Raw genomic sequence first — 25,904 nt, 5'->3', positions numbered from 1 at the left:
CGCCGACGTTCACCCCGGCGTGACTTCCGCAGGCGCGCGCGTTGCCTGGCGAGTGAGTGCATCGTCCGGGTATTCGTCGTGCAGGCGCAGCCAGCCGTAGGTCGGCTCCTGCGGCCAGCCGGCGGGCGATTGCTCCCATTCTTCCTGGCGACCCCAAGGCGTCAGATCGAGCAGGCCGAAGGTGTTGCTCGCCTGCTCGACGCCGCGGCCGGACGTGAACCAGCTCTGGAACACGCGCTCGCCCTGGCGGATGAACACCGACAGCCCGAAGTACGCGTTGCTCTGCGCCGTCACCATGTCTTCATGGAAGCTCGTGCCATGGCAGGACACCCACGGAAAAGTCCACCCCATGCGCGCCTTCACCTGCTCGATCTGCGGCACCATGGCGCGCGCCACCATCGTGAAGGTGGTGCGCCGCGCATGCAGGTGCGCGAAGTTGTTCATCAGGTTGTCGCTGTACTTGGAGCAGCCCGGGCAGATGTGGTCCGAGCCGTGGTTCAGCATGTTGTGATAGACGATCAACTGGTCGCGGCCGTCGAACAGGTCGATGAGGCGCAGGTCGTTGCGCGTGGGGGAGGCGAAGCGGTAGTCGCGCACGATCTCCGTCATGGGCAGGCGTCGTCGCCGCGCGTTCAGCGCGTCGTGGGCGCGCATGAGTTCCTTCTCGGCCTTGAGCAGGTCGTCGCGCTGGGCTTGCCAGTCGGCGCGGGAGACGATCTCGGGGTAGTTCAATCGGACCTCCAGTCGGGAATGATGTGAACACTGTACACATCAGGACATCAGGCGCGATGGAAGCCTGCGTAGGCCCTTCAACCAGCGTGGAAATGAAGAATGGCAGCGACGCGACCCGCCGCCCTTGGTGACGTCACGCGCGCTGCGCGCACATGAGTCTTCACTGAAACAGCCTGCCGGCGCCGTCGCGCCAAAGGCTCGCGTCCTATGCGACCTTGCCCAACAACAGGAACTCCATGAGTGCCTTCTGCGCATGCATCCGGTTCTCCGCCTCGTCCCACACCACCGACTGCGGCCCGTCGATCACATCCGCCTCGACTTCCTCCCCGCGATGCGCCGGCAGGCAGTGCATGAACAGCGCATCGGGCTGCGCCACGGCCATCATCTCGCTGTCGACGCACCAGTCGGCGAAGGCCTTGCGGCGCGCCTCGTTCTCGGCCTCGTAGCCCATGCTGGTCCACACGTCGGTGGTCACCAGGTCGGCGCCGCGGCAGGCTTCCATCGGGTCCTTGAAGACCTTGTAGCTGTCGTTCGACCGGATGCCGGCCACAGACTGGTCCACCTCGTAGCCGCTCGGCGTGCTCACATGCACCTTGAAGCCGAGGATCTCGCTGGCCTGCAGCCAGGTGTTGGCCATGTTGTTGCCGTCGCCCACCCAGGCCACCGTCTTGCCCTTGATCGACCCGCGGTGCTCGATGTAGGTGAAGATGTCCGCCAGGATCTGGCAGGGGTGGAATTCATTGGTCAGGCCGTTGATCACCGGCACGCGCGAATGCTCGGCAAACTTTTCGATCTTGGTCTGTTCGTAGGTGCGGATCATCACCAGGTCGACCATGCGGCTAATGACCTTGGCGCTGTCGTCGATGGGCTCGGCGCGGCCCAGCTGGCTGTCGCCGGTGGTCAGGTGCACCACGCTGCCGCCGAGTTGGTACATGCCGGCCTCGAAGCTCACACGCGTGCGCGTCGAGGCCTTCTCGAAGATCATGGCCAGCGTGCGGTCCACCAGCGGCTGGTGCCGTTCGTAGGCCTTGAACTTCTTCTTGATGAAGGCGGCGCGCTCGAACAGGTGCGCGTACTCGTCGGCCGTGAAGTCGGAGAACTGCAGGTAGTGCCGGACTTCCGTCATGCCTTGGGCTCCGCGAGGAAGGCCTTCACGATCGGCGCCAGGATGGCGACGATCTCGTCGGCTTCCGCGATCGTCAGGATCAGCGGCGGCACCAGGCGGATCACGCTGTCGGCCGTCACGCTCAGCAGCAGGCCGGCCTCGCAGGCGCGGTTCAGGATCACGCCACACGGACGGTCCAGCTCGATGCCCAGCATCAGCCCCTGGCCGCGCACTTCCTTCACGCCCGACATGCGCGAGAACTCGCGCTCCAGCGCCGACTTGAGATGCGCGCCGACGGTAGCCGCGTTCTCCAGCAGCTTCTGCTCTTCCATGATGCGGATGGTCTCGATGCCCGCGCGCATGGCCAGCGGGTTGCCGCCGAAGGTGGTCCCGTGGTTGCCCGGCTGGAACAGGTTGGCTGCCTTCGGACCCGCGACGACGGCGCCGATCGGCACGCCCGAACCCAGGCCCTTGGCCAGCGGCATCACGTCCGGCTTGATGCCGGCCCACTGGTGCGCGAACCACTTGCCGGTGCGGCCCATGCCGCATTGCACCTCGTCGATCATCATGAGCCAGTCCTTCTGGTCGCAGAGCGCGCGCACCTGCTTCAGATAGTCCCAGCGCATCGGGTTGATGCCGCCTTCGCCCTGGATGGTCTCGAAGAACACGGCGACCACGTTCGGGTTGCCTTCGGTCGCCTTCTTCAGCGCCTCGATGTCGTTCAGCGGAACACGGATGAACCCCTCGACCAGCGGGCCGAAGCCGGCCTGGATCTTCGGATTGCCCGTGGCCGACAGCGTGGCGATCGAGCGGCCATGGAAGGCCTTCTCGTAGACCACGATCTCGGGCTTCTCGATGCCCTTCTCATGGCCGAACTTGCGCGCCAGCTTCAGCGCCGCCTCGTTGGCTTCGAGCCCGGTGCAGCAGAAGAAGGCGTTGGTCAGGCCCGACAGCTCGGTCAGCTTGGCGGCCAGCGCTTCCTGGCCCGGCACGTAGTAGTAGTTGGAGCTGTGGATCAGCTTGGTGAGCTGGTCTTGCAGGGCAGGCACCAGTTCGGGGTGGTTGTGGCCCAGCGTGTTGACGGCGATGCCGCCGAGGCCGTCGAGATAGGCCTTGCCATTCGTGTCCCAGACTCGGCAGCCTTGCCCGTGCGACATCGCGATCGGCAGGCGACCGTAGGTGTTCATGACGTGGGGCGACGTGGGCTGGGGAATGGCGCTCATTGTTCGAATCTCCGAAAAGGGAAGCGAATTCTAGGGCGGCCACCTTCGCGCTTTGCTGAGGATTGCGCATCACAGCAATGCCCTTGGCACGGCGCATGCGAGGCCGCCAGTTAAAATCGTTGTGCGCCGCAGCACAACGCCTCGCCGGCCGCCAACCCCGCCCCATGGACATTCCCAGCACCAAGAAACTTTTCATCCAGGGCGTCACCCACGACGGCCGGACTTTCCGTCCGAGCGACTGGGCCGAGCGCCTGGCCGGCGTGATGAGTTCGTTCCGCCCCGGCGGCGCCACGCCCGACAGCTACCTGAGCTACTCGCCCTGGTGCGTGCCCACGACCATCAACAACGTCAAGTGCGTGATCGTCAGCCCGGAACTGCGCGACCATGACGTGATGGCCTGGGATTTCGTCATGAACTTCGCCCGCGACAACGACTTGACCGTGGGCGAGGCCTGCGTCCTGCCCGAGTAAGACACAAAGCGATCGCCCATGAAAAAACCGCCCGAAGGCGGTTTTTTCACTTTTGCTGCAGCGCACCCCTGTCAAACGGCGGATGAAAGCGCTGTGGCGATCATCCGGGCTTGGCCCGACGTCAGTGTCAGGCGGCGGCTGCGGGGGCCAGGGCGAGTGCCTTGACCTTGGCCGACAGGCGGCTCTTGTCGCGAGCGGCCTTGTTCTTGTGGAAGATGCCCTTGTCGGCAACCAGGTCGACAATGCTCTGAGCCTTGGCGAACAGGTCCTTCGCCTTGGTCACGTCGCCGGCCAGCACGGCCTTTTCGACGTTCTTCACAGCGGTACGGTATTTGGAGCGCAGCGAGGTGTTCGCGGCGTTGAGCTTGATGTCCTGGCGGACGCGCTTGCGGCCCGACGCGAGGCGCGGGTTCTTTTTCTTCGGCTTGGCTGATGCCATGATTTAGTTCCTTGGTGTCTGGGGATGTTGCAGCAAAGCCGACCATTATAGCTCGCCCCGCACCGGGGTGCACCTACACTCCTCGGCGCCGTGTCCTTATTCAAATCCGCCTCCACCGTCTCGCTCCTCACGCTGGCCTCGCGCATCACGGGCCTCATCCGCGATGTGCTCTTCAGTTCCGTATTTGGCGTCAACGCGCTGACGGACGCCTACTACGTCGCCTTTCGCATACCCAACCTGTTTCGTCGGGTATTGGGGGAGGGCGCGTTCAGCCAGGCCTTCGTGCCCGTGCTGGCGGCCTGCAAGACGGAGGAGGGCGACGCCGGAGCGAAGAATCTCGTGGACCACGTCGGCACGCTGCTGACCTGGACGCTGGTCGTGCTTTGCATCGCGGGCGTGATCGGCGCGCCGCTCATGGTGTGGGCGATGGCGAGCGGGTTGCAGAAGTCGGGCGGCTTCGATGGCGCCGTGGTCATGACGCGCTGGATGTTCCCGTACATCGGCTTCATGTCGCTGGTGGCGCTGGCGGGCGGCATCCTGAACACCTGGCGCAAGTTCGTGGTGCCCGCGGCCTCGCCGGTGTTGCTGAACGTCGCGCTCATCACGTCGATCGTCATCGGCGCGCCGCTGTTCCAACGCTGGGGCATCGAGCCGATCTATGCGCAGTGCGTGGGCGTGATGGTCGGGGGCGTACTGCAACTGGCGCTGCAGATTCCGGCGTTGATGAAGATCGGCATGCTGCCGCGCATCGGCGTGCGCATCTCGGCCATTCGCGCGGCCCTGACCGACCCGACCACGCTCAAGATCCTGAAGTTGATGCTTCCCGCCATGATCGGCGTCAGCGGCGCGCAGATCTCGCTGCTGATCAACACGCAGATCGCCTCGCACCTGGCCGAGGGCAGCGTCACCTGGATCACCAATGCCGACCGGTTGATGGAGTTCCCCAGCGCCATGCTGGGCGTGGCGCTCGGCGTGGTGCTGATGCCGCAACTTGCCAGTGCCCGCGCCGCGAAGGACGAAACGCGCTTCTCCGCGATGCTCGACTGGGGCCTGCGCCTCATCGTGCTACTGACGGTGCCTTGCGCGCTGGCGCTGCTGGTGTTCGCCAAGCCGCTGGTGGCTGTGCTGTTCCACAACGGCGCATTCGACGACGCCAGCGTCCTGCGCACGGCCGAGGCGCTGGTCGGCTACGGCACCGGGTTGCTGGGCATCGTCTCGATCAAGGTGCTGGCCGCAGGTTTCTACGCGCGCCACGACATGCGCACGCCGATGCGCATCAGCCTGGGCACGTTGGTGCTCACTCAACTGCTGAACATCGCGCTGGTGCCGTACCTGCAGCACGCGGGGCTCACGCTGTCGATCGGCATCGCGCAACTGGTCAATGCCACGCTTCTGCTGGTGATGCTGCGCCGTGTCGGCAGTTACAAGCCGGCGGCGGGCTGGTGGCTCTTCATCGCGCAGGTGATGGCAGGCACGTTGCTGATGGGGGCATTGCTGGTTTGGGCGAACGGCCATTTCGACTGGATCGCCCTGCGCGAGCATCGCCTGCTGCGCATCGGCCTGTTGGCGGCGGTCATTGCGGGGGCTGGCGTGCTCTATTTCGGCGTGCTGGCGCTGGCCGGCGTCAAGCTGCGCAGCTTCATGCGGCGCTGATTTTCCGATAGGGCTGCGCCACCGGGCGTATGTCGCCTTGACGCTCCCCGCCCGCTCTACTACAAAGACACATGCCGTTGAGCCTTTCCGCTCCCACCGCCCTGGAGTATTTCCGTACCCTGGTGGAGAGCGACGACCATTTCCCGCTGCTCGAGGCCGCCGCCAGCCTGGCGCAGGACGAATATCCCGATCTCGACGTGCAGCAGGTGCTGGGCGACATCGACCAGCTGCTGGCGCGCCTCAAGCGCCGCCTGCCCGCCGATGCGGCGCCCTTGCAACGGTTGCGTCTTCTCAACCAATTCTTCTTCCACGACCTGAGCTTCGGCGGCAACGTCAACGACTACTACGACCCCGACAACAGCTACCTGAACGCCGTGTTGCGCACACGCCGAGGCATCCCGATTTCACTGGCCGTGCTGTGGATGGAATTGGCGCAGGGTCTCGGCCTGCAGGCGCGCGGCGTGGGCTTTCCGGGGCACTTCATGCTCAAGGTGACGCTGCCGAAGGGGCAGGTGGTGATCGATCCCTTCACCGGCCGTTCGCTCTCGCGCGAGGAACTCACCGAACGCCTGGAGCCCTACAAGCGCAGCAATGGCCTCGTCGGTGACTTCGACGTGCCGCTCGGCCTGTACCTGCAGCCCGCCACGCCGCGCGACATCATCGCGCGCATGCTGCGCAACCTGAAGGAAGTGCACCGCACGCAGGAAGACTGGCAGCGCGCCATCGCGGTGCAGGACCGGTTGGTCGTGCTCCTGCCCGAGGCCTGGGGTGAGCACCGGGACCGTGGGCTGGCGCATGCCGCGCAGGGCAATGCGTCGCTGGCCGTGCGCGACCTCGAAACCTACCTGGCCCATGTGGAAGACGCGCTGGACATTGACGCGATTGCCGAGCGTGTCGCGGCCCTGCGACGCGCCGAGAGCTGATGACCGCCGAAACGGACCACGGACCGCTCGGCTTGCCGCGCAGGACCGAGGCGGCGCCGGGCGTCGATGTCGCGAGAGACCTGGGCAAGCGGCATCAGTTCCATGGCATCCAGCCGGTGTTGCCCGTTGCGGACGTCTCGCGTGCGGCGCGCTACTTCCGGGACGTGCTGGGCTTCGAACTGGACTTCATCGCCGGCGAGCCGCCAAGCTATGCGCGTGTGCGGCATGTGCCCGGCTCGTTCGACGCGGACGTGCGGGGCGCGCGGCATGAACCCGGGCGGCCCGCCATCGTGCCGGACGGCCACAGCCAGGGCGATGCGGTCTACATCCGCCTGTGGCAATGCAATGCGCGGGAGACGCGCCAGTGGCGGGGCGAGATCGTCATCCACGTCGGCCACGACATCGATGGTTTGCATGCGGTCTACCTGAAGCGCGGCGTCGAGGTGATCGAGCCGCCCGTATCGCAGCCCTGGGGCCTGCGCGAGTTCGCGATTCGCGAACCCGACGGGCATGTGCTGCGTTTTTGCGGCTACCTTTAGCGCGCTCGCGCTCCCTGACAACTCGCTGCCCGCCGCGACTTGTGGGGCAGCACGTCGCTCACCGCTGTGCCGTCACGGCCTGCCGGGACGGTGAACCGGGCAACCCGAACTGCCGCCACGCCCGACGCAATTGCGTGTCCGAACTGAACCCCGCCCGCTCCGCCGCATGTGTGACCGTGGCGCCGGAGCCCAGTGCAAGCTGTGCGCTCGCCAGGCGAATGCGGCGCAGGTACTCCAGTGGCGGAATGCCCGCATGCTCGACGAAGAGGCGGGTCAGATGCCGCGGCGAAGTCAACGCGACACCGGCCATGCGCGGCACGTCCCAGTCGTCCCGGGGCTGCTCGCTCACCGCATCCTGCACGCGATGCAATGCCGCATGCATGTGGTTGCGGTAGGCGAGGAGGGGCGACAGCTCCGGGTCATGGGGGCCGCGCCGCAGCGCCACCACCATCGTCTGCGCGACCTGGGCCGCCAGTGCTTCGCCGCAGGTCTCACCGATGCGGTGCAGGATCAGGTCGATGCCGGTGGTCACGCCGGCGCTGCTGTAGACCGGCGGGTCCAGCACGAACACACGGTTGGCCACCACGTCGCAGCGTGGCTCGATGCGCTGCAACTCGTCGAGGTGATGGTGATGCGTGGTGGTGCGCCGGCCGGCCAGGTGCCCCGCATGCGCGGCAAGCACGGCGCCGGCGCACACCGTGACCAGTTCGAGCCTTCCCGCCTCCAGGCGCAGGCCGCGCAGCCAGTGCAGCAGCTCGCGGGCTTCGTCGTTCTGCACATCGATCCTGTTGCCCGGCAGCCCGACCAGCACCACCCAGGTGGGGTGGTCGTCCCACTGCGTCGGCAGCGGCGCCAGGCCCTGCAAGGCGACGCCCACCGACGTCACCGATGTCGGCGCCGCGCTCACGAACTCCAACGCGAACCGTGCCCGCTTGCCGCTGGCCATCCATTGCTGGTTGGCAATGCGCAAGGCCTCGGCCGGCCCGGCCCAGTCGAGCACCAGGCTGTGGGCCTGCAGCACGAAGACTACGCGGATGCTTCGGTCTCGTTCTGCGTCCATTCGAAGTCCATTTGTCGCGCCGTGCGCTCGGCCAGTGCTCGGCCGGCGAGCCGCTCGACCAGGTGCAGGCTCATGTCGATGCCCGCGCTGATGCCGGCCGACGTGACGACGCGCCCGTTGCCCACCCATCGCGGGCCCTCCTGCACGCGCAGCGCCGGAAAGCGCTCGCGCAGTTCCGCCACGTCTTCCCAGTGCGTCGTGACGAGGTCGCCACCGCCGACCACGCCAGCCGCGGCCAGCAGGAAGGCGCCGGTGCAGACGGAGGCCGTGATGCGCGCCGTGCCGGCCTGCCTGGCGATCCAGGCCAGCGTGGTCGCGCTCGCCATCGGCGCGTCGACGACACCGCCGGGCACGATCAGCACATCGGCCTGCGGGCTGTCGGCCAGCGTGTGGTCCGGCAGCAGGCGCAGGCCGGCGCGCGCGGCCACCGCCTGCCGTGCTTCGGCCAGGTCCGCCACCGCGGCCACCAAAAACAAGGGCGCAGAACCGGGATGCAGGCGCTGATGCATGCGCGTGGCCGTCGTGAACACCTCGAACGGTCCGGCGAAGTCCAGCGCCTCGACGCCGTCGAAAGCGAGGATCAGCACCTTGAACATTGGTGGCCGCCTGTCATCCCAGCCGGCCCAACGCTTCCGGCACCGAGCAGACATGCGCGAAGCGGCCCTCCAGCACGGTGGCCGTGCGCGCCCTGATGTCGGCGGCGGGCAAGGGCCGGCCATCCGGCTGCACCATGTCGTAGGTCAGCGTGGCGTCGAGCACGTAGTCGACCTCCCAGCCGGAATCCCAGGCATGGCGCGTGGTCGTCTCGCAGCATTGCTCGGTGCGGATCCCGCTGACGATGATCTTGCCGATGCCGTTCTGCGTGAGCCACACATGGAGGCCGGTGCCGACGAGCGCGCTGTGGCGGTGCTTGGTGAAAGTGGCGGCGGGAAGGAAATCCGCCAGCCCGTCCAGCGGTCGCACATGGCCCGAGGCCACTGCGAAGGGGTTGCCGGCGATCTCCGGGCCGTCCGAATGCAACACGCGGACGACCGGCACATCGGCCGCGACGCAACCCTCGATCAGCGCGTTCTGCGCCGCCAGGTACGGCGCCATGTCGCGCTCCGTGGAATAGGGGCGATGGCGGAACGACTCCTGGACGTCGATCACTATGAGACAGTTTTTCATGGGCGCGCCTTGCATGGCGAAGTGGATCGTGCGCCCGATCTTCCCTGTAGACAAGTCCGGCGTCCCGGCCCGGAAGGACAAGAACCGATCAATATCGGACATCAAGTGCGTCGATGTGGCTTTGACATCTCGGCTCGATCCCCCGCGCGAGGGGGGGGGCGGGTCGGGCGCGGCCCGGCGCCGGGCTGCTCAAACGAGCTTTGCCGCCTGAAGCTCTTTTTTCAGGTACGCGTAGAACAGCGGCGCCGCCACCAGCCCGGCCGGCCCGAACACCGCCTCGGCCACGAACATCACCGCCAGCAGTTCCCACACCGCCATGTGCGTGCGGCTGCCCACCACCTTGGCGTTGATCACGTATTCGGCCTTGTGGATCAGGATCAGGAAGGCCAGGCACGCGGCCGCCGCAATGGGAGACACCGACAGCCCCACCAGCGTGAGCACCACGTTGCAGAGCAGATTGCCCACGATCGGCACCAGCCCGGCCACGAAGGTCAGCGTGATCAGCGCCGGCACATAGGGCAGTTCCAGGCCCCATAGCGGCAGGATCAGGAGCAGGAACACGGCCGTCAGCATCGTGTTGAAGGCGGCAATCCAGAATTGCGCCGCGACGATCTGGCGGAAAGCCTCGCCGAACAGGCGGATGCGTCGGCGCAACTCATTGGCCAGCGGGCCTTGCAGCTTGCTGTCGCGCGCCAATCCGGCCAGCGAACCCACGATCAGGCCGACATAGGAGAACAGCAGTCCGCCCAGCCAGGCCCGTCCGGTGTTGGCCAATGCGCCGGCCTGCGCACGCAGGTAGTTGGCCACCATGCGCTGCACCTCGCCCACGCCTTCCGGCAGGTACACCGCCACTTCCATCGGCAACTTGAGCTTCAACTCGAGGATGGTACGGGCGATGTAGTCGAGCAGTTCCTGGTATTGCTCAGGCGCGTTGAGTACGAACTCGCGTGCCTCGGTATAGCCCAGCGCCAGCAGCCCGATCGGCGCCAGCATCACCAGCGTCGCGGCGATGCCGCCAGCCCACGAAGACTGCCTGGTGCCGTCGCCGGATGCCCACGTGCGACGCAGGGCGCCGTGGAACAGGCGTGTGAGACGCCGCGTGCCCAGGAAGCCGATGCAGACGAACAGCAAGCCCGGCAACAGGTTCTGCCACAGCACCAGCAGCAAGCCGCCGGCGATCAGCAGGTAGCTCGCGATCACGACGTTGCGCGAGGCCGGCTTGCCGCGGCCCGCCACTTCGCGCAATTCAGCGCTCATCGGCGGCGAGGCCGAGGTGCGCTTCTCCTTTGCGGTGGCGGGTTGCGGCCGGGGTTCGCTCACGTCAGCGGACCACCACCGCCGCGCCTTCGCCGCGTTCGGCGATCACGCCAATCTCGTGGACCGATTCGCCGGCCGCGCGCAGCGTCGCGGCACAGGCCGCCGCGTGCGCCGGGTCGATCACCACCACCATGCCGATGCCATTGTTGAAAGTACGATTCATCTCGATATCGTCGATGCCGGCCACCTTCTGCAGCCATGCGAAGAGCTCAGTTTGCGGCCAGCTTCCCTTTTGCAAGTGGGCGGCAGTGCCCTCGGGCAGCACGCGCGGGATGTTCTCCAGCAAACCGCCGCCGGTGATGTGGGCCAGTGCCTTGATCGGGTGCAGGCCGAGCGCTTCCAGTACCGGCTTCACGTACAGCCGCGTCGGCGCCATCACCGCCTGCTTGAAGGGCTGGCCGTCGAGCGTCGCGGGCAGATCGGCGCCGGCGCGTTCGATCACCTTGCGCACCAGGCTGAAACCGTTCGAGTGCACACCGGCCGAGGCAAGCCCCAGCACCACGTCGCCGGGCTTCACGCTCTGGCCGGTGAGGATCTTCGACTTCTCGACCGCGCCGACCGCGAAGCCCGCCAGGTCGTATTCGCCGGCCGGGTACATGCCGGGCATCTCCGCCGTCTCGCCGCCGATCAGCGCGCAGCCGCTCAGTTCGCAACCGCGCGCAATGCCGCCGATGACCGCCGCGGCCGTGTCGACTTCCAGCTTGCCGCAAGCGAAATAGTCGAGGAAGAACAACGGCTCGGCGCCTTGCACCAGCACGTCGTTCACGCTCATGGCGACCAGGTCGATGCCGACCGTGTCGTGCATGTTCCATTCGAAGGCCAGCTTGAGCTTGGTGCCGACACCGTCGGTGCCGCTCACCAGCACCGGTTCCTTGTAGCGCTTGGGCACCTCGAACAGCGCGCCGAAGCCGCCGATGCCGGCCAGTACGCCTTCGCGCATGGTTTTCTTCGCAAGCGGCTTGATGCGGTCGACCAGGGCATCGCCCGCGTCGATGTCGACTCCTGCATCCTTGTAGCTGAGAGGGGCGGGCGAGTTCGAGGTCATGGTATGAGCGGGGACGGCGCGTAGCCGAGGGAGTAGGGAGGCGGCGCCGGTCGCAATGCCCGGGCCGATAGAATTCGTCACGATTTTAAGGGCCGCCGGCCCGCGCCTCTCCCTTCCCCATGAACCTCAGTACAGCGCCCACGATTGAATTGGCCGGTCACGGCACGGTACAGCGCTGCCGCGACGAGGCATGAAACAGCTCGCGCTCGACATCGGCCTGGACACAGGCCCGACCCTGGCCGACTTCGTTGCCGGCCCGAACGAGGCTGCCGTGCGCCACCTGCAGGTCTGGGTCGGCGAGGGCGCGCAGGCCTTGCATTCCCCGGTGCCCACGTACCTGTGGGGCGATGGCGGCAGCGGCAAGACGCACCTGCTGGAGGCGGTGTCCGCGGCGCTGCACGAGCAGGGCGGCACCGTGGGCTGGCTGCATGCGGACCTCGCGGAGCCGCCGGACTTCGACGAACGCTGGGTCGCCGTGCTGATGGATGACGTGCACCTGTACTCGGCGGTGCAGCAGCACGCGGCCTTCAACTGGTTCGTCAATGCGCAGAGCCTGCAGCGCGGCGTGGTGGCGGCAGGCGCCTTGCCGCCCGCCGACCTCCCGCTGCGCGAGGACCTGCGCACCCGCCTGGGCTGGGGCCATGTGTTCCAGTTGCAACTGTTGAGCGAGCCCGAGCGCCGTGCGGTGTTGCGACGCGCGGCCGACGTGCGCGGCGTCATCCTGTCGGACGAGGTGCTCGACTACATGCTGCATCGCTTCAGCCGCGACCTGGGCAGCTTGATGGAGTTGCTCGACCAACTCGACGGCTTCGCCTTGCGCACCCAGCGTGCCATCACGATCCCGCTGATCCGCGCGATGCTAGAGAACGAATGAGCGGCGCGAGCCGCGAACAGAACCCAATGATCAAGAAATTCATCGACAAGCTCCTTGGCAAATCCGCCGGAGCCACGCGCTTCGGCAAACGCCAGGAAGTCCCCGCCAGCGTGCACGGCATCGATCCGGCGCTGGTCGACGAGCGCGCGAAGAACGTCGTCACCACGCTGCAACAGGCAGGCTTCGAGGCCTATGTGGTCGGTGGCGCGGTGCGCGACCTGCTGCTGGGGCTGCGACCGAAGGACTTCGACGTGGCCACGAATGCCACGCCGGAGCAGGTCAAGAACCTGTTCCGCCGTGCCTTCATCATCGGCCGTCGCTTTCGCATCGTGCACGTGGTGTACGGCCGCGGACGCGAGCATGAGGTCATCGAAGTCTCGACCTTCCGCGCCTACATGGACAACGCCGCGGCCGAGCAGGTCAAGGGCAACGAGCGCACCAGCAAGGGCGAGCTGGCGAGCATGAAGCATGCGGTGGATTCGTCCGGCCGCGTACTGCGCGACAACGTCTGGGGTCCGCAGGAGGAAGATGCCGCGCGCCGCGACTTCACCGTCAACGCGATGTATTACGACCCGGCGAACCAAGTCGTGGTCGACTATCACAACGGCATCAAGGACGCGAAGAAGCTCACCCTGCGCATGATCGGTGACCCGGCCACGCGCTACCGCGAAGACCCGGTGCGCATCATCCGCGCCATCCGTTTCTCGGCCAAGCTCGATGGGCTGGGCTTTTCTCTGGAGCCGAAGACCAAGGCCCCGCTGGTCGATTCGAGCAAGCTGCTGGCCGACGTGCCGCAGAGCCGTTTGTTCGATGAAATGCTCAAGCTGCTGCAGACCGGTCATTCGATCGCCACCATCGCGCAGCTCAAGAAGCTGGGCCTGAGCACCGGCATCTATCCGCTGCTCGACGTCGTGGTCGAGCGCGCGGACCAGCCCTTCGTCACCGCCGCCTTGCAGGACACCGACCGCCGCGTCGGCGAGGGCAAGCCGGTTGCGCCGAGCTTCCTGCTCGCCTGCGTGCTGTGGGCCGACGTGCGCGACGGCTGGGCCGCGCGCATTGCTGGCCAGCATGGACAGCGCGGACAACCTTCGTACCCGGCGCTCCAGGATGCCATCGACGACGTGTTCAATTCCCGCATCGGCGACGTGTCGGGTCGCGGCAAGCTGGCCGCCGACATGCGCGAGATCTGGATGATGCAGCCGCGTTTCGACAAGCGCAGCGGCGCCACGCCCTACGGCCTGGTCGAGCAGGCGCGCTTTCGTGCCGGCTTCGACTTCATGCGCCTGCGCGCCGACGTGGGAGAGGTCAGCGAGGAAATCGCCGAGTGGTGGCAGGAGTTCAGTACTGCCGATGACATGCGCCGGCAGGACCTGATGGACCAGGTGCGCGACGAGCAGAAGAAGGGGCCGCGCGTGCGCGTGCGCGCGCCGCAGGCGCAACAGCCGAAGCAAGCGCAGTCGCAGCCTCGTGCCGCGGCACCGGTGTCCATGCCGGAGACGGAGATGGCCGTGCCACCCGATGGCGAGGCCGTCGCGCCGCGCAAGCGTCGCCGCCGGCGCAAGCCGCGGCCGGAAGGCGGCGGTGGTGGCGATCAGGGCGCATCCTCGGGCGAGTGAGTGTGCGCGCCTACGTCGCCATCGGCGCGAACCTCGGCAATGCGAAGGCCACCGTGGAGCAGGCCATGGAAGTGCTGGACGGCCTTGCGCAGACGCGCGTCGTGTCGCGGTCGTCCGTGTACCGGAGCGCGCCCTTCGAGGCCACTGGGCCCGACTTCTTCAATGCCGTCGTCGCGCTTGAAACGGAGCTGGAACCGCTCGCATTGCTGGCCGAATTGCAGCGCCTGGAGCTGCAGGCCGGCCGCGAGCGCCCCTATCGCAACGCGCCGCGCACGCTCGATCTCGACCTGCTGCTGCACGGTGCCGCCGTGCTCGACACGCCCACGCTGACCCTGCCGCATCCCCGCATGTTGCAACGCGCATTCGTCTTGCTGCCCCTTGCGGAGATCGCGCCGGACCGGGTTACGCCAGAGCAGATCGCGGCAGTCGCAGGGCAGGTCATCGAGCGGATTTGAGGCTGCATGCAGCTCGAATCATTTCGTTACATCAAAATCGGTTCCTTGTCCAGTCCGAGGGCTCCGGCCTAACCCTATTACACTTGCGCGGTTTTTCACAGCGGCGTCACTGACGTTTGGTAGCCGCCCCACCCCAGGAGAGGCCATGTTCGGCAAGCTGCTGCCCCGCGAGGGGAATTTTTTCGAGATGTTCAACCAGCATGCCGAGCGCATCGTGGAAGCGGCCCGCGCTTTCGAGCAACTGGTTGCCAATTACAACGACGTGCACCTGCGTGAGCAGTACAACCGCGACGTCGACAACGCCGAGCGCGCTGCCGACCGCGTCACGCACGACGTCAACCGGCTGTTGCACAAGACCTTCATCACGCCGATCGATCGCGAGCAGATCCACAAGCTCATCAACACGATGGACGACGTGGCCGACCTGATCCAGGACTCGGCCGAGACCATGGCGCTGTACGACGTGCGCCACATGACCGACGAGATCGTGCGCCTCACCGCGCTGAGCGTGAAGTGCTGCGACAAGCTCAAGGACACCGTCAAGCATCTCGGCCGCATCGCCGAACCGGCCATCGCCGAGGCGGCGCTGAAGGGCTGCGAGGAGATCGACCGCATCGAATCCGACGCCGACCGCGTGATGCGCAGCGCCATGAGCAAGCTGTTCCGCGAAGAGCCCGATGTTCGCGAAGTGATCAAGCTCAAGGCAATCTACGAATTGCTGGAAACCATCACGGACAAGTGCGAGGACGTTGCCAACGTCATCGAAGGCATCATCCTCGAGAACTCCTGATGGAAGCGGTCCAGGTCGGTTTCTGGGTCGTGGCCTTGCTGGTCACGCTCGCCATCGCGTTCGACTTCATGAACGGGTTTCATGATGCGGCCAATTCGATTGCCACCGTGGTGTCCACCGGCGTGCTCCGGCCCGGGCAGGCGGTGGTGTTCGCGGCCTTCTTCAACCTCATCGCGATCTTCATCTTCCACCTGAGCGTGGCCGCGACGGTCGGCAAGGGCATTGCCGATCCCGGCGTGATCAACGTGCATGTGGTGTTCGGGGCGCTGGTCGGGGCGATCAGCTGGAACCTCGTCACCTGGTACTACGGCATCCCGAGCAGCTCGTCGCATGCGCTGATCGGCGGCATCGTCGGTGCGGTGATCGCCAAGTCCGGTTCGAGTGGCCTCGTGGCGGCAGGCATCTGGAAGACGGTGGCCTTCATCTTCGTGTCGCCGCTGCTGGGATTCTTCCTCGGCTCGATGATGATGGTGGTGGTGGCCTGGATTTTCCGCCGCGCGACGCCCTCGCGCGTGGATCGCTGGTTTCGCCGGTTGCAACTGGTTTCGGCCGGTGCCTACAGCCTGGGGCACGGCGGCAACGATGCGCAGAAGACCATCGGCATCATCTGGATGCTGCTGATCGCCACGGGTTATGCCAGCGCCAACGATGCCAACCCGCCCACCTGGACCATCGTGAGTTGCTACACCGCGATCGCGCTGGGCACCATGTTCGGCGGCTGGAGGATCGTGAAGACCATGGGCCAGAAGATCACCAAGCTCAAGCCGGTGGGCGGCTTCTGCGCCGAGACGGGCGGCGCGCTGACGCTGTTCCTGGCCACCTTCCTGGGCATCCCTGTGTCGACGACGCACACCATCACTGGCGCCATCGTCGGCGTGGGCGCGGCGCAGCGCATGAGTGCGGTGCGCTGGGGCGTGGCGGGCACCATCGTGTGGGCCTGGATCTTCACCATCCCGGCGTCGGCCTTCGTGGCCGCGATCGCCTATTGGGTCAGCCTGCAGTTGTTCTGACCGCCGTCACGGCGCTTACTGCGAGATCTTCCGGCCTTCCTCGACCTGGTATTCGAAGTAGCGCTGGAAGCTGAACGCGATGCTGGCCATCAGGATCGTGCTGCCGAACAGCAGGGCCAGCACCACCGCGCCGATCGTCAGCCACTGGGTGCGGCCCTGCGGCGCATCGAGCGGCGCGCCGGCGTTGTAGCGGGCATTCCATTTTTCCGGCGTCATCAGGCCGTAAATGATGGCTGTCAAGGCGCAGCCGGCGATGGTGAAGCCGAGCAGCGGCACCAGCACCCAGCTCCAGGCGTCGTCGAGCCCGTACATCCGGGCGCGTTCCAGGCCGTATACGCCCAGCGCGGTTGGGATGGGCAGCAGCCAGCCAGGCAGGCTGCCGAGGCCGCGCAGGTAGAAGCAGTGCAGGCCCAGCGGCCCGCCCAGGAAGGCGAGCCATGCGGCCACGGTCTTGTTCTTCATTCGGGGCTTGTCGTGCTGCCCTCGCCGATCACTTTTTCCATGAGCACGATGTCGCGCCATTGGCCGAATTTCCAGCCGCAATCCTTGAACACGCCGACGTGGCTGAAGCCCTGGGCGCGATGCACGCCGACCGAGCCAAGATTGGCGGAGTCGCCGATCACCGCCATCAACTTGCGCACGCCGACGGCCTCGGCCGCCTTCGTCAATTCGGCGAGCAGTTTCGCGCCCAGACCCTGACCCCGCGCTGAGTCGGCGATGTAGATCGAGTCTTCTGCCGAGAAGCGGTAGGCGGGACGCGGCTTGAACCAGTTGCAGTAGGCAAAGCCCAGCACTTCGCCGTCCTGTTCCGCGACGAGGTAGGGCAGGTTCCTGGCGAGCACATCGGCGCGGCGGCTGGCCATGTCGGCCTCGGTCGGCGGCTCTGTTTCGAAGGTGCCGGTGCCGTGCAGCACGTGGTGGGCGTAGATGGCGGTGATGGCTGCGACGTCTTCGTCGCGGCTCGGGCGAATGGTGGGCATGGGGAAGCGAGAAACGAGGGAAAAGGAGCCATTGGCCGGAGCCGGCTATAATAGAAGGCTTTTCAGCGTGTCGCTGGCCGGGTGGTCATTGCGCGTGTCTCAACGCTGAAAGAACTCGCTGGAAGAAATTCCACCACCCCAAGGATAAAACATGGTCGTCATTCGACTCTCCCGCGGCGGCTCCAAAGGCCGTCCGTTCTTCAACATCGTCGTGTCGGACAAGCGCGTTCGCCGCGATGGCCGTTTCATCGAGCGCCTGGGTTTCTACAACCCGATCGCCAAGGAAAACGAAGAAAGCATCCGCATTGCGCAAGACCGCCTGACCTACTGGAAGAGCGTCGGCGCCCAGGCTTCGCCCACCGTGGCACGCCTGATCAAGCAAGCCGCCGCTGCGGCTCCCGCGGCAGCAGCCTAAGCTGTCCAGGCGATGTTGCCGACACTCGAAGCCGCCGAATTGCCGGCGGACGCGATCGAGGTAGGGCGCATCGCCGATGCCTGGGGCATCAAGGGCTGGTTCAAGGTCCTGCCCCACAGCGCCCAACCCGAGGCGCTTTTTTCTTCCAAACGCTGGTTCCTGCAAGCCCCCGGTGCAGCCGCCGGCGTTTTCCGCTTGCCCATCCGGGAAGCGAAGGACCATTCCGACTGCATCGTCGCCTGCTCCGAAGACGTGGTGGACCGCACCGCGGCTGAGGCGCTGCGCGGCGCGCGCGTGTTCGTGCCGCGTTCGAGCTTTCCGACGGCGGGCACCGACGAGTACTACTGGGTCGACCTGATCGGCCTGCAAGTGGTCAACCGCGAAGGCATCCAGCTCGGCACGGTGCGCGAACTGCTCGCCGCCGGACCGCAGACCACGCTGGTGCTGGCGGCGGAAGAGGGCGGCGTCGCGATCGAGCGGCTGGTGCCCTTTGTCTCCGCATTCGTCGACAGCGTCGACCTGGCTGGCCGGACCATCACGGTCGACTGGCAGCCTGATTACTAGGCATCCGGCGCACATGCGCTTCGATGTCATCACGCTCTTCCCCGAACTGTTCGCGCCCTTCCTCGTGAGCGGCGTGACGCGTCGTGCCTACGAGTCGAAGCAGGTCGAAGTCGTGCTGTGGAATCCACGCGATTACGCCATGGGCAACTACAAGCGCGTGGACGATCGGCCTTTCGGCGGCGGCCCGGGCATGGTGATGATGGCCGAGCCGCTGTCCGCCTGCCTGGACGCTGTGCTGGCCGCGCGCGCTGATGCGTCGGTGCCCGTCGTGCTGTTCTCTCCCATTGGCGAGGCGTTGCAGCACGCGTCGGTCGAGCAATGGTCGGCCAGCGCGGGCGCGGTGCTCATCTGCGGGCGCTACGAGGGCATCGACCAGCGCTTCATCGACGCCCGCGTCACACACCAGATCAGCCTCGGCGACTTCGTGCTGTCGGGCGGCGAGATTCCCGCCATGGCCCTGCTCGACGCGGTGGCGCGACTGCAGCCCGGCGTGCTGGGGGACGAAGCCAGTCATGTACAGGACAGCTTCAATCCCGCGCTGGACGGCCTGCTCGACTGCCCCCACTACACCCGGCCCGAGCAATGGCAGGGCCAGTCGGTGCCGGCGCCGCTGATGTCGGGCCATCACGCCCAGATCGAGCGCTGGCGGCGCGATCAACGTTTGGGCATCACGGCGACGCATCGTCCCGAATTGATCGATGCGGCACGTGCCGCAGGCCGCCTGAACAAGGCCGATGAGGCCCTGCTCAAAAAAAAGCTATAATCTTTGGCTCTCCGATCCTCTGGCCGGCCGCGTCCGCATCAGTCCACATTGCTGGATTCGATCAGCGAACGCCTTTAGTGCAGCGCGGACAAGATCAAACACAGGAAATCATGAACCTCATCCAGACCCTCGAGCAGGAAGAAATCGCCCGGCTCAACAAGAAGATTCCCGATTTCATGCCTGGTGACACCGTCATCGTGAGCGTGAACGTCGTCGAAGGCTCGCGCAAGCGCGTCCAGGCCTATGAAGGCGTCGTCATTGCCAAGCGCAATCGCGGCCTCAACAGCGGCTTCACCGTGCGCAAGATCTCCAGCGGCGAAGGCGTGGAACGTACGTTCCAGACCTACAGCCCGCTGATCGCCGGTATCGAAGTCAAGCGTCGTGGCGATGTGCGCCGCGCCAAGCTGTACTACCTGCGCGAGCGCAGCGGCCGTTCGGCACGCATCAAGGAAAAGCTGCCGGGCAAGTCGAGCAACGCTGCTGCCGCCCAATAAGCTGCGCTTTCGTTGTGTCAAAAAGCCGCCGATCCGGGCGGCTTTTTGCTTTGGGCTCGCCATGCCCTGCCTTCAATCACCAAGGAGCCCCACCTGACCCATCGATCACCGACGCAAACCGCCGCTGTTGTCGAACCCGCCACCACGGTTGCGCCCGCCTCGCTGCTCTCCTTCGACCCGCGCGCCGTGCCGGTGGTTGCCGTCGACGGCCACCTGCCCGCAGTGGCGCGCACCGAACTCACGCCTTCGGCACTGCGGGCGCGCTTTGCATCGCCGCCCGAATGGGTGCCGGAGCTGCGCCGCGAGCCTCGCCTGATGGACCGCGCGCCGGCCCAGGCCGCGGTGCTGGTGCCGATCGTGCTGCATGACGGCGGGCCGACGGTGCTGCTGACCGAGCGCGCATCGCGCATGACGACGCACTCGGGCCAGGTCGCCTTTCCGGGGGGACGTGTCGATCCGGAAGATGCCAACGTCGCGGCCGCGGCGCTGCGCGAGGCCTGGGAAGAGGTGGGCCTGTCGGCCGGTTACGTCGAGATCCTGGGCAGCCTGCCGACCTACACCACGGTGACCTCGTTCATCGTCACCCCGGTGGTCGCGCTGGTGCAGCCGGGCTTCTCGCTGCAGCCGAACCCCGACGAAGTGGCCGATGCCTTCGAGGTGCCCCTCGCGTTCCTGATGAACCCGGCCAATCACCGCCGCCATGCGATGCCGGATCCCGAGCGCCAGTCGCGCGAGTGGTATTCGATGCCTTACCAGGACGGTGAGTACGAGCGCTTCGTGTGGGGTGCGACGGCAGGGATGCTGCGCAACCTCTATCGCTTCCTGATTGCCTGATCGCAAGCCCACGCGCGGGTTTGCGGGCCGCGGCGCCCGACCCGCAATCGAGCCGCGCTCGCTATCATCGAAATCATGAGCTTCTTCGCCATCCTGTGCGGCTTGCTGATCGAGCAGGTCCGCCCGCTTGCGTATCACAACCCGGTGTACGGCACCGTGTTGGCCTGGACGCGCTGGGTCAGCCGCAACTTCGACGCCGGCAAGCCGCACCACGGCTGGATCGCCTGGGGGCTGGCGGTCGGCTTGCCGACGCTGCTGTCATTCGGCATCTATTGGGGGTTGGTGCTCACATTGGGCCTGCCATTCGCGGTGGTCTGGAGCATCGCGGTGGTCTACACGACGCTGGGCTTCCGGCAGTTCAGCCATCACTTCACCGGCATTCGTGACGCGCTCGACAGCGGCGACGATCCGTTGGCGCGATCGCTGCTGGCCCAGTGGCAGCGCGTCGACGCCACCAACCTGTCGCGCAGCGAAGTCATCCGTCGGGTGATCGAGCATTCGGTGATCGCGGCGCATCGCCATGTGTTCGGTGTGCTGGCCTGGTTCTCGATCCTTGCGGCCTTCGGCCTGGGACCGGCGGGCGCGGTGTTCTACCGCATGAGCGAGTTCGTGGCGCGCTACTGGGCGCACAAGGATGGCGCTTCGGTGCAGCCGTCCAGCGTGTGGGTCCAGCGCTCGTCGGCGCGTGCCTGGCATGCGATCGATTGGGTACCGGCGCGCATCACGGCGTTGGGCTTCGCGGTGGTTGGCAGCTTCGAAGACGCGATCGACTGTTGGCGCAACGATGCGAGCCGCTTCCCGGACATCAACGACGGCGTGATTCTGGCCGCGACTTCGGGTGCGGTGAACGTGCGGCTCGGCGGCGGCGGGCTGCGTCCCGCGCCCGTCACTGACCCGCTCTCGCGCGCCCAGGCGGGCGAGTCAGTCGCGAGCATTCACGGGGTGGACAGCGGAAGCACGCCAGGCCGTGAACCCGAGCCTGGACACCTGCGCAGCGTGGTCGGGCTGGTCTGGCGCTCGGTCGTGATGTGGATGCTGTTGCTGGCATTGCTGACGCTGGCCCGCCTCCTGGGCTGATCGATGACCGCATCCCTGCCGAGCTTCTTCAGCCCGCGACTGGCCGCGCTCGAACCGTATGTGCCTGGCGAGCAACCGCGCATCGCGAATCTCGTCAAGCTCAACACCAACGAGAACCCGTATCCGCCGTCACCACTGGCGGTCGACGCCGTCCAGCGCGCCGCTGCAAGCGGGTTGGAGCGCTATCCGGATCCGGAGTCTCTGGCCTTGCGCGAAGCGGTCGCGCGGCGCCACGGTCTCAGCCCGGACGAGGTGTTCGCCGGCAACGGTTCGGACGAGGTGCTCGCGCATGCTTTCTTCGCGTTCTTTCGCCAGAGCGAGCCGCTGCTGTTCCCGGATGTGACCTACAGCTTCTATCGCGTCTATGCGCAGCGCTACGACATCCCATGCGAGCTGCTTTCCGTGGACGATCGGTTGCGTATCGATATCGACGCGTTGGCCGACCGAGCCGCGCGTGGTTGCGGCGGCATCGTGCTGGCCAATCCGAATGCGCCGACCGGCATCGGTCTGCCACTCGCGCAGATCGAGCGGCTGCTGCAAGCTTGCCCGCAACGCGTGGTGCTGGTCGACGAGGCGTATGTCGATTTCGGCGGCGCCAGCGCGCTGTCGCTGATTGCAACGTATCCGAATCTGCTGGTGGTGCAGACGCTGTCCAAGTCGCGCGCGCTGGCGGGGCTGCGCGTCGGTTTTGCCTGCGGTCAGGCGCATCTGATCGAGGCGATGACGCGCGGCAAGAACACCTTCAATTCGTACCCGTTGGGGCGGCCTGCGTTGGCCGGCGCCGTGGCCGCGTTGGAGGATGAGGCGTGGTTCGCCCAGACCTGCAAGGCCGTCATGGACACGCGCGAAGGCTTGAGCCTGGAGTTGGAGGACTTGGGTTTCGAGGTGCTGCCATCGCAGGCGAACTTCGTTTTCGCACGGCATCTGCAGCGCGATGCCGGTGAGCTTGCCGCTGCGCTGCGGGAGCGGGCCGTGCTGGTCCGACACTTTGGTTCGCCACGCATTGCGCAGTACTTGCGCATCAGCATCGGGACACGCGACCAGTGCAGCATGCTGGTCGATGCGCTGAACGACATCCTCGCGGGCTGAGTCACCGCCCAAGCCGGGGCACGCCCCTCAGGGAAAGCGCCGCTGGCTCAATTCGGCAAACAGCTCACCGTAGATCCGATAGCGCGTCGCGCTGATCGGACCGTCCTGGGTGGCCGTCTCGACTTGCGGAATCACGCCACACCCGGGCTCGTGCAGGTGCGTGCAGTTGTAGAACTTGCAGTTCGACGCATGCTCGCCAATGTCCGGCATCAGGCTGGCCAGCCGCATCGGCTCGATGTGGTTGAGGCCGAACTCCTGGAAGCCCGGCGAGTCGATCAACGCCGTCTCGCCGGCCTTGTCGACCCAGTACCAACTGGTGCTGGTGGTCGTGTGCTTGCCGGAGTTGAGCGCCTTGGAGATCTCGCCGGTCTGCGCGAGCGCGCCGGGCACCAGCAGGTTGATCAGCGTGCTCTTGCCCGCACCCGAGGGGCCGAGCACCAGCGTGGTCTTGCCGGCCAGCAGCTTTAGCAGCGAGGCGCGATCCACTTCGCCCGAGGCCTTCAGCGACAGCGGCAGCACGCCATGGTGCATGCGTCGGTACGGTGCCAACCTGGCCCACGCGCGTTCGAAGGGCCCGATCAGATCGCTCTTGTTGAGCGCGATGATCGGCGCGATGCGCTCGGCCTCGGCCGCGATGAGTGCACGCGCCAGTTGATGCTCGGAGAACTCAGGTTCGGCGGCGATCAGGATCAGCACATGGTCGAGGTTCGCCGCAAAGGACTTGGTGCGGATCTCGTCCTGTCGGTAGAAGAGGTTGCGCCGCGTCTCGACGCGCTCGATCGTGCCTTCGTCTTCGCTCGCCTGCCAGCGCACGCGGTCGCCGACGACGGCCTGGCTCTTCTTGCCACGCGGATGGCAGATCACCTGTTCGCCGTCCGGCGTCTCGACCACGCAGTGGCGGCCGTGGCTGGCGATCACGATGCCGACGTCCAGGTCGGCCATGGCCGGCGTGCTGTGCTGTTTAGCCACCGACGTGTTCCATGGTCGCGGCGGTGTTCAAGCGGCGAGCAGCGCGTCGGCTTGCGTGGCGCAGTCGAAGTCGCTGGCCGAGATGCCGCCGACGTCGTGCGTGTTGAAGCGGACCACGCAGCGGTTGTAGTGCACGGAGAGGTCGGGGTGATGGTCCTCGCGGTGCGCGATCATCGCGAGCGCATTGACGAAGGCGATCGTCTCGAAGTAGTTGGCGAAGGTGTAGGTCTTCTCGATGGCCACGTTGGCGCCGTCGCCGGTGAGCTTCCATCCGTCGAGGCGCGCGAGGCTGGCGACGACTTCGGTGGCGCTCAGCGCGCGCCGCGGCTGGCCCTTCCATTCCTTGGCCTTGAACATGCTGGTGCTGGACATTCCCGGGGGTTCCGTTCGGATCAGGTGGTAACGGCCATGCGCGCGAGGCGCTCGGACGCGGGGGGATGCGAGTAATAGAACTTCACGAACACCGGGTCGGGCGTCAGTGTGGCCTTGTTGTCGTCATAGAGCTTGAGCAGGGCGGCGCGCAGGTCGTTGCCGTTGGTCTGGGCCACGGCATAGGCATCCGCCTCGAACTCGTTGCGCCGCGAGAACTGTGCGAAGAGCGGCCCGATGAGGAAGGTGAAGACCGGAATCGCGAGCATGAAGAGCAGCAGCGCGAGGCCGTTGTTGGGTGCGCTCATGTTCGGCTGCACGCCCAGCCCCGTGTAGAACCAGGACTGTGCGCAGAGCCAGCCCAGAAGGGCGAAGCCGATCAGGCTCATCGTGAAGCTCAGCGCGAGCGCCTTGATGATGTGGTGCCGCTTGTAGTGGCCCAATTCATGGGCCAGCACGGCTTCCATCTCGCCGGCGCTGAGCTGGCGCAGCAGCGTGTCGTAGAACACCACGCGCTTGTTGGCGCCAAAGCCGGTGAAGTAGGCGTTGGAATGCGAGCTGCGCGTGCTGCCGTCCATCACGAACAGGCCCTTGGCGACAAAGCCGCAGCGCTTCATCAAGGCCGTGACGCGCGCCTTGATGGTCGGGTCGTCCAGCGGCTTGAACTTGTTGAACAGCGGGGCGATGACGTTGGGGTAGATCAGTTGCGCAAGCAGCATAAAGATCGCGACCGCGGCCCAGGCCCAGAACCACCATAACGCGCCGGTCGCGCCCATGAGCCACAGCACCAGCGCGGTGATCGGCAGCCCGAACACGATGAACAGGCCCGTCTTGATCAGCAAGTCCAGCACCCACCGCTTCAACGTCATCTTGTTGAATCCGAAGCGCTCCTCCAGCACGAAGGTGTGCCACAGCGCGAACGGCAGTTCGAGCAGGCTGCCGATGACCGTGAACGCGCCGAGCAATGCCAACTGCTGCACCATGCCGCCGCCGAGCCAGTCGAGCAGCACCCTGTTGAGCAGGTCGACACCGCCGAGCAGCGTCCAGGCCAGCAGCAGGGCAGCGCCCCAGGCCACTTCGATCAGGCCGAAGCGCGCCTTGGCGATGGTGTAGTCGGCCGCCTTCTGGTGCGACGCGAGCGAAATCGCCGAGGCATAGTCGGCGGGTACGACGTTTCGATGCTGCGCGACGTGGCGGATCTGCCGCGAAGCGAGCCAGAACTTCAGCAGCAGGTCGACCACCAGGGCGGCCGCGAAGGCGGAAGTGAAAACGAGTGAGGCATTCATGGGCCGCCGAGTTTAGTCGTCGCGCCCGGCGCCGGCGAGCCTTCGACGACAATCCCACGATGCCCGAATCGACTGAACAGACTCCCCTGACCCTGAAGAAGAGCGACCAGAACCTGGTCTGGCTCGACTGCGAAATGAGCGGGCTCGACCCCGAGAAGGAACGCCTCCTCGAAATCGCCGTGGTCGTCACCGGCCCCGACCTCACGCCGCGCATCGAAGGCCCCGTGCTCGTCATCCGCCAGACCGACGAGGTGCTCGACGGCATGGACGCCTGGAACAAGGGCACGCACGGTCGCAGCGGCCTGATCGACAAGGTCAAGGCCTCAACCATCGATGAAGCCGCGGCCGAGGAGCAGTTGCTGGAGTTCATCAAGGCCTACATTCCCAAGCAGGGCTCCCCGATGTGCGGCAACACCATCGGCCAGGACCGCCGCTTCCTGGTGAAGTTCATGCCCAAGCTGGAGGCCTACTTCCACTACCGCAACCTCGACGTCAGCACGCTCAAGGAAATCGCCAAGCGCTGGAAGCCGGCGGCCTACAACGGCTTCAAGAAACAGCAGGCGCACACGGCGCTGGCGGACGTCCACGAGTCGATTGATGAACTAGTTCACTATCGACAAACGTTACTGAAGCTTGATTGATTAGG

31 protein-coding genes are annotated in these 25,904 nt (G+C 66.2%); 17 read left to right on the top strand and 14 right to left on the bottom strand.

The features are described from left to right. Positions 1 to 9: 9 nt before the first annotated feature. From WKW79_RS06185 to WKW79_RS06175, 3 genes are all read right to left on the bottom strand, one after another. Complete coding sequence (locus tag WKW79_RS06185; RefSeq protein WP_340334229.1) at positions 10 to 732, bottom strand: DUF899 domain-containing protein; 723 nt, start codon at positions 730 to 732, stop codon at positions 10 to 12. Between the two features lie 205 nt (positions 733 to 937). Continuing rightward, a complete protein-coding gene (argF, locus tag WKW79_RS06180) occupies positions 938 to 1,858 on the bottom strand; it encodes an ornithine carbamoyltransferase (RefSeq protein ID WP_340334228.1) in 921 nt (306 codons plus the stop codon). Continuing rightward, positions 1,855 to 3,060 carry an aspartate aminotransferase family protein gene (locus tag WKW79_RS06175; protein WP_340334227.1) on the bottom strand — a complete coding sequence of 402 codons (1,206 nt, stop codon included), beginning with the start codon at positions 3,058 to 3,060 and terminating at the stop codon, positions 1,855 to 1,857. Before WKW79_RS06175 ends, argF begins: the two co-directional genes overlap by 4 nt. Positions 3,061 to 3,224: 164 nt before the next feature. Here WKW79_RS06175 and WKW79_RS06170 point away from each other — a divergent pair, with 164 nt between their 5' ends. Beyond that, positions 3,225 to 3,530, top strand: coding sequence for a DUF3579 domain-containing protein (locus tag WKW79_RS06170; protein WP_340334226.1), 306 nt, complete (start codon positions 3,225 to 3,227; stop codon positions 3,528 to 3,530). Between the two features lie 127 nt (positions 3,531 to 3,657). On the opposite strand, the gene rpsT is transcribed toward WKW79_RS06170, so the two are convergent. Continuing rightward, positions 3,658 to 3,969, bottom strand: coding sequence for a 30S ribosomal protein S20 (gene rpsT / locus WKW79_RS06165; RefSeq protein WP_340334225.1), 312 nt, complete (start codon positions 3,967 to 3,969; stop codon positions 3,658 to 3,660). 90 nt (positions 3,970 to 4,059) lie between these two features. Here rpsT and murJ point away from each other — a divergent pair, with 90 nt between their 5' ends. The 3 genes from murJ to WKW79_RS06150 all read left to right on the top strand — a co-directional run bounded on the left by murJ (position 4,060) and on the right by WKW79_RS06150 (position 7,084). Next, a complete protein-coding gene (gene murJ, locus WKW79_RS06160) occupies positions 4,060 to 5,622 on the top strand; it encodes a murein biosynthesis integral membrane protein MurJ (RefSeq protein WP_340334224.1) in 1,563 nt (520 codons plus the stop codon). A 71-nt stretch (positions 5,623 to 5,693) separates the two neighbouring features. After that, a complete protein-coding gene (locus WKW79_RS06155; protein WP_340334223.1) occupies positions 5,694 to 6,545 on the top strand; it encodes a SirB1 family protein in 852 nt (283 codons plus the stop codon). Next, positions 6,545 to 7,084 carry a VOC family protein gene (locus WKW79_RS06150; protein WP_340334222.1) on the top strand — a complete coding sequence of 180 codons (540 nt, stop codon included), beginning with the start codon at positions 6,545 to 6,547 and terminating at the stop codon, positions 7,082 to 7,084. The genes WKW79_RS06155 and WKW79_RS06150 overlap by 1 nt, the downstream gene beginning before the upstream one ends. A 58-nt stretch (positions 7,085 to 7,142) precedes the next feature. On the opposite strand, the gene WKW79_RS06145 is transcribed toward WKW79_RS06150, so the two are convergent. The 5 genes from WKW79_RS06145 to purM form a co-directional block, all read right to left on the bottom strand. Beyond that, entirely contained in the window at positions 7,143 to 8,144 is a 1,002-nt protein-coding gene (locus WKW79_RS06145; RefSeq protein ID WP_340334221.1) for a GlxA family transcriptional regulator, read from the bottom strand. Further along, positions 8,111 to 8,740 carry a DJ-1/PfpI family protein gene (locus WKW79_RS06140; RefSeq protein WP_340334220.1) on the bottom strand — a complete coding sequence of 210 codons (630 nt, stop codon included), beginning with the start codon at positions 8,738 to 8,740 and terminating at the stop codon, positions 8,111 to 8,113. Before WKW79_RS06140 ends, WKW79_RS06145 begins: the two co-directional genes overlap by 34 nt. 13 nt (positions 8,741 to 8,753) lie before the next feature. Beyond that, positions 8,754 to 9,311 (bottom strand): cysteine hydrolase family protein, encoded by a 558-nt coding sequence (locus WKW79_RS06135; RefSeq protein WP_340334219.1) that lies wholly within the window; start codon positions 9,309 to 9,311, stop codon positions 8,754 to 8,756. 189 nt (positions 9,312 to 9,500) lie between these two features. Next, positions 9,501 to 10,568 (bottom strand): AI-2E family transporter, encoded by a 1,068-nt coding sequence (locus WKW79_RS06130; RefSeq protein ID WP_340334628.1) that lies wholly within the window; start codon positions 10,566 to 10,568, stop codon positions 9,501 to 9,503. Between the two features lie 64 nt (positions 10,569 to 10,632). Further along, positions 10,633 to 11,673, bottom strand: a complete 1,041-nt coding sequence (purM, locus tag WKW79_RS06125; RefSeq protein WP_340334218.1) for a phosphoribosylformylglycinamidine cyclo-ligase — start codon at positions 11,671 to 11,673, stop codon at positions 10,633 to 10,635. A 190-nt stretch (positions 11,674 to 11,863) separates the two neighbouring features. On the opposite strand from purM, the gene hda reads away from it, so the two are divergent. The 5 genes from hda (at position 11,864) to WKW79_RS06100 (ending at position 16,418) form a co-directional block, all read left to right on the top strand. Next, complete coding sequence (hda, locus tag WKW79_RS06120) at positions 11,864 to 12,547, top strand: DnaA regulatory inactivator Hda (protein WP_340334217.1); 684 nt, start codon at positions 11,864 to 11,866, stop codon at positions 12,545 to 12,547. A gap of 26 nt (positions 12,548 to 12,573) precedes the next feature. Next, positions 12,574 to 14,163, top strand: coding sequence for a polynucleotide adenylyltransferase PcnB (pcnB, locus tag WKW79_RS06115; RefSeq protein WP_340334216.1), 1,590 nt, complete (start codon positions 12,574 to 12,576; stop codon positions 14,161 to 14,163). A 65-nt stretch (positions 14,164 to 14,228) separates the two neighbouring features. Next, a complete protein-coding gene (gene folK / locus WKW79_RS06110; protein WP_340334215.1) occupies positions 14,229 to 14,618 on the top strand; it encodes a 2-amino-4-hydroxy-6-hydroxymethyldihydropteridine diphosphokinase in 390 nt (129 codons plus the stop codon). A gap of 145 nt (positions 14,619 to 14,763) precedes the next feature. Further along, positions 14,764 to 15,408, top strand: coding sequence for a DUF47 domain-containing protein (locus tag WKW79_RS06105; protein ID WP_340334214.1), 645 nt, complete (start codon positions 14,764 to 14,766; stop codon positions 15,406 to 15,408). Continuing rightward, entirely contained in the window at positions 15,408 to 16,418 is a 1,011-nt protein-coding gene (locus WKW79_RS06100) for an inorganic phosphate transporter (RefSeq protein WP_340334213.1), read from the top strand. Before WKW79_RS06105 ends, WKW79_RS06100 begins: the two co-directional genes overlap by 1 nt. 15 nt (positions 16,419 to 16,433) lie before the next feature. On the opposite strand, the gene WKW79_RS06095 is transcribed toward WKW79_RS06100, so the two are convergent. Together WKW79_RS06095 and WKW79_RS06090 are read right to left on the bottom strand one after the other, a co-directional pair. Then, entirely contained in the window at positions 16,434 to 16,880 is a 447-nt protein-coding gene (locus WKW79_RS06095) for a TM2 domain-containing protein (protein WP_340334212.1), read from the bottom strand. Then, positions 16,877 to 17,398, bottom strand: a complete 522-nt coding sequence (locus WKW79_RS06090) for a GNAT family N-acetyltransferase (RefSeq protein WP_340334211.1) — start codon at positions 17,396 to 17,398, stop codon at positions 16,877 to 16,879. Before WKW79_RS06090 ends, WKW79_RS06095 begins: the two co-directional genes overlap by 4 nt. Positions 17,399 to 17,549: 151 nt before the next feature. Between WKW79_RS06090 and rpsP the strand changes: the two genes are divergently transcribed. The 7 genes from rpsP to hisC all read left to right on the top strand — a co-directional run bounded on the left by rpsP (position 17,550) and on the right by hisC (position 22,634). Continuing rightward, the gene (gene rpsP, locus WKW79_RS06085) at positions 17,550 to 17,813 is read left to right on the top strand and encodes a 30S ribosomal protein S16 (RefSeq protein WP_213955549.1); all 264 of its coding nucleotides are present in this window, start codon (positions 17,550 to 17,552) and stop codon (positions 17,811 to 17,813) included. Between the two features lie 12 nt (positions 17,814 to 17,825). Further along, entirely contained in the window at positions 17,826 to 18,377 is a 552-nt protein-coding gene (gene rimM / locus WKW79_RS06080) for a ribosome maturation factor RimM (protein ID WP_340334210.1), read from the top strand. Between the two features lie 13 nt (positions 18,378 to 18,390). Next, entirely contained in the window at positions 18,391 to 19,140 is a 750-nt protein-coding gene (gene trmD / locus WKW79_RS06075) for a tRNA (guanosine(37)-N1)-methyltransferase TrmD (RefSeq protein WP_340334209.1), read from the top strand. Between the two features lie 110 nt (positions 19,141 to 19,250). Next, positions 19,251 to 19,634, top strand: coding sequence for a 50S ribosomal protein L19 (rplS, locus tag WKW79_RS06070; protein WP_340334208.1), 384 nt, complete (start codon positions 19,251 to 19,253; stop codon positions 19,632 to 19,634). Positions 19,635 to 19,727: 93 nt separating this feature from the next. Continuing rightward, a complete protein-coding gene (locus WKW79_RS06065) occupies positions 19,728 to 20,468 on the top strand; it encodes a CoA pyrophosphatase (RefSeq protein ID WP_422823837.1) in 741 nt (246 codons plus the stop codon). 75 nt (positions 20,469 to 20,543) lie between these two features. Continuing rightward, positions 20,544 to 21,545: a CobD/CbiB family protein gene (locus tag WKW79_RS06060; RefSeq protein WP_340334207.1), complete on the top strand. Its 1,002-nt coding sequence runs from the start codon at positions 20,544 to 20,546 to the stop codon at positions 21,543 to 21,545. A 3-nt stretch (positions 21,546 to 21,548) separates the two neighbouring features. Beyond that, the gene (hisC, locus tag WKW79_RS06055) at positions 21,549 to 22,634 is read left to right on the top strand and encodes a histidinol-phosphate transaminase (protein ID WP_340334206.1); all 1,086 of its coding nucleotides are present in this window, start codon (positions 21,549 to 21,551) and stop codon (positions 22,632 to 22,634) included. Between the two features lie 27 nt (positions 22,635 to 22,661). Here hisC and rsgA read toward each other — a convergent pair whose 3' ends face one another. Genes rsgA through WKW79_RS06040 form a run of 3 tightly spaced genes read right to left on the bottom strand, consistent with a single transcriptional unit; the run spans position 22,662 to position 25,258 of the window. Continuing rightward, on the bottom strand, positions 22,662 to 23,603 hold the full coding sequence (gene rsgA, locus WKW79_RS06050) for a ribosome small subunit-dependent GTPase A (RefSeq protein WP_422823824.1): 942 nt from the start codon (positions 23,601 to 23,603) through the stop codon (positions 22,662 to 22,664). 27 nt (positions 23,604 to 23,630) lie between these two features. Then, positions 23,631 to 23,975 (bottom strand): 4a-hydroxytetrahydrobiopterin dehydratase, encoded by a 345-nt coding sequence (locus WKW79_RS06045; RefSeq protein WP_340334205.1) that lies wholly within the window; start codon positions 23,973 to 23,975, stop codon positions 23,631 to 23,633. Between the two features lie 20 nt (positions 23,976 to 23,995). Next, the gene (locus WKW79_RS06040; protein WP_340334204.1) at positions 23,996 to 25,258 is read right to left on the bottom strand and encodes a M48 family metallopeptidase; all 1,263 of its coding nucleotides are present in this window, start codon (positions 25,256 to 25,258) and stop codon (positions 23,996 to 23,998) included. Between the two features lie 59 nt (positions 25,259 to 25,317). On the opposite strand from WKW79_RS06040, the gene orn reads away from it, so the two are divergent. Beyond that, positions 25,318 to 25,899 carry an oligoribonuclease gene (gene orn, locus WKW79_RS06035; RefSeq protein ID WP_340334203.1) on the top strand — a complete coding sequence of 194 codons (582 nt, stop codon included), beginning with the start codon at positions 25,318 to 25,320 and terminating at the stop codon, positions 25,897 to 25,899. Positions 25,900 to 25,904: the final 5 nt, after the last annotated feature.

It is taken from the genome of Variovorax robiniae (assembly GCF_037889955.1).
In the GTDB taxonomy this organism is placed as follows: Bacteria; Pseudomonadota; Gammaproteobacteria; order Burkholderiales; family Burkholderiaceae_C; genus Variovorax; species Variovorax robiniae.
This window is presented reverse-complemented; position numbering and strand designations above follow the sequence as displayed.

Excerpts from the sequence above, each read along its gene's own strand:
- WKW79_RS06040 (WP_340334204.1), bottom strand. The coding sequence starts at position 25,258 with ATGAATGCCTCACTCGTTTTCACTTCCGCCTTCGCGGCCGCCCTGGTG.
- WKW79_RS06100 (WP_340334213.1), top strand. The coding sequence starts at position 15,408 with ATGGAAGCGGTCCAGGTCGGTTTCTGGGTCGTGGCCTTGCTGGTCACG.
- argF (WP_340334228.1), bottom strand. The coding sequence starts at position 1,858 with ATGACGGAAGTCCGGCACTACCTGCAGTTCTCCGACTTCACGGCCGAC.
- WKW79_RS06145 (WP_340334221.1), bottom strand. The coding sequence starts at position 8,144 with ATGGACGCAGAACGAGACCGAAGCATCCGCGTAGTCTTCGTGCTGCAG.
- WKW79_RS06105 (WP_340334214.1), top strand. The coding sequence starts at position 14,764 with ATGTTCGGCAAGCTGCTGCCCCGCGAGGGGAATTTTTTCGAGATGTTC.
- rplS (WP_340334208.1), top strand. The coding sequence starts at position 19,251 with ATGAACCTCATCCAGACCCTCGAGCAGGAAGAAATCGCCCGGCTCAAC.
- folK (WP_340334215.1), top strand. The coding sequence starts at position 14,229 with ATGGAAGTGCTGGACGGCCTTGCGCAGACGCGCGTCGTGTCGCGGTCG.
- purM (WP_340334218.1), bottom strand. The coding sequence starts at position 11,673 with ATGACCTCGAACTCGCCCGCCCCTCTCAGCTACAAGGATGCAGGAGTC.
- WKW79_RS06155 (WP_340334223.1), top strand. The coding sequence starts at position 5,694 with ATGCCGTTGAGCCTTTCCGCTCCCACCGCCCTGGAGTATTTCCGTACC.
- WKW79_RS06175 (WP_340334227.1), bottom strand. The coding sequence starts at position 3,060 with ATGAGCGCCATTCCCCAGCCCACGTCGCCCCACGTCATGAACACCTAC.
- WKW79_RS06045 (WP_340334205.1), bottom strand. The coding sequence starts at position 23,975 with ATGTCCAGCACCAGCATGTTCAAGGCCAAGGAATGGAAGGGCCAGCCG.
- trmD (WP_340334209.1), top strand. The coding sequence starts at position 18,391 with ATGCGCTTCGATGTCATCACGCTCTTCCCCGAACTGTTCGCGCCCTTC.
- hda (WP_340334217.1), top strand. The coding sequence starts at position 11,864 with ATGAAACAGCTCGCGCTCGACATCGGCCTGGACACAGGCCCGACCCTG.
- rimM (WP_340334210.1), top strand. The coding sequence starts at position 17,826 with ATGTTGCCGACACTCGAAGCCGCCGAATTGCCGGCGGACGCGATCGAG.
- rpsT (WP_340334225.1), bottom strand. The coding sequence starts at position 3,969 with ATGGCATCAGCCAAGCCGAAGAAAAAGAACCCGCGCCTCGCGTCGGGC.
- WKW79_RS06130 (WP_340334628.1), bottom strand. The coding sequence starts at position 10,568 with ATGAGCGCTGAATTGCGCGAAGTGGCGGGCCGCGGCAAGCCGGCCTCG.
- rpsP (WP_213955549.1), top strand. The coding sequence starts at position 17,550 with ATGGTCGTCATTCGACTCTCCCGCGGCGGCTCCAAAGGCCGTCCGTTC.
- orn (WP_340334203.1), top strand. The coding sequence starts at position 25,318 with ATGCCCGAATCGACTGAACAGACTCCCCTGACCCTGAAGAAGAGCGAC.
- WKW79_RS06095 (WP_340334212.1), bottom strand. The coding sequence starts at position 16,880 with ATGAAGAACAAGACCGTGGCCGCATGGCTCGCCTTCCTGGGCGGGCCG.
- hisC (WP_340334206.1), top strand. The coding sequence starts at position 21,549 with ATGACCGCATCCCTGCCGAGCTTCTTCAGCCCGCGACTGGCCGCGCTC.
- WKW79_RS06060 (WP_340334207.1), top strand. The coding sequence starts at position 20,544 with ATGAGCTTCTTCGCCATCCTGTGCGGCTTGCTGATCGAGCAGGTCCGC.
- pcnB (WP_340334216.1), top strand. The coding sequence starts at position 12,574 with ATGATCAAGAAATTCATCGACAAGCTCCTTGGCAAATCCGCCGGAGCC.
- WKW79_RS06140 (WP_340334220.1), bottom strand. The coding sequence starts at position 8,740 with ATGTTCAAGGTGCTGATCCTCGCTTTCGACGGCGTCGAGGCGCTGGAC.
- WKW79_RS06170 (WP_340334226.1), top strand. The coding sequence starts at position 3,225 with ATGGACATTCCCAGCACCAAGAAACTTTTCATCCAGGGCGTCACCCAC.
- WKW79_RS06150 (WP_340334222.1), top strand. The coding sequence starts at position 6,545 with ATGACCGCCGAAACGGACCACGGACCGCTCGGCTTGCCGCGCAGGACC.
- WKW79_RS06135 (WP_340334219.1), bottom strand. The coding sequence starts at position 9,311 with ATGAAAAACTGTCTCATAGTGATCGACGTCCAGGAGTCGTTCCGCCAT.
- WKW79_RS06090 (WP_340334211.1), bottom strand. The coding sequence starts at position 17,398 with ATGCCCACCATTCGCCCGAGCCGCGACGAAGACGTCGCAGCCATCACC.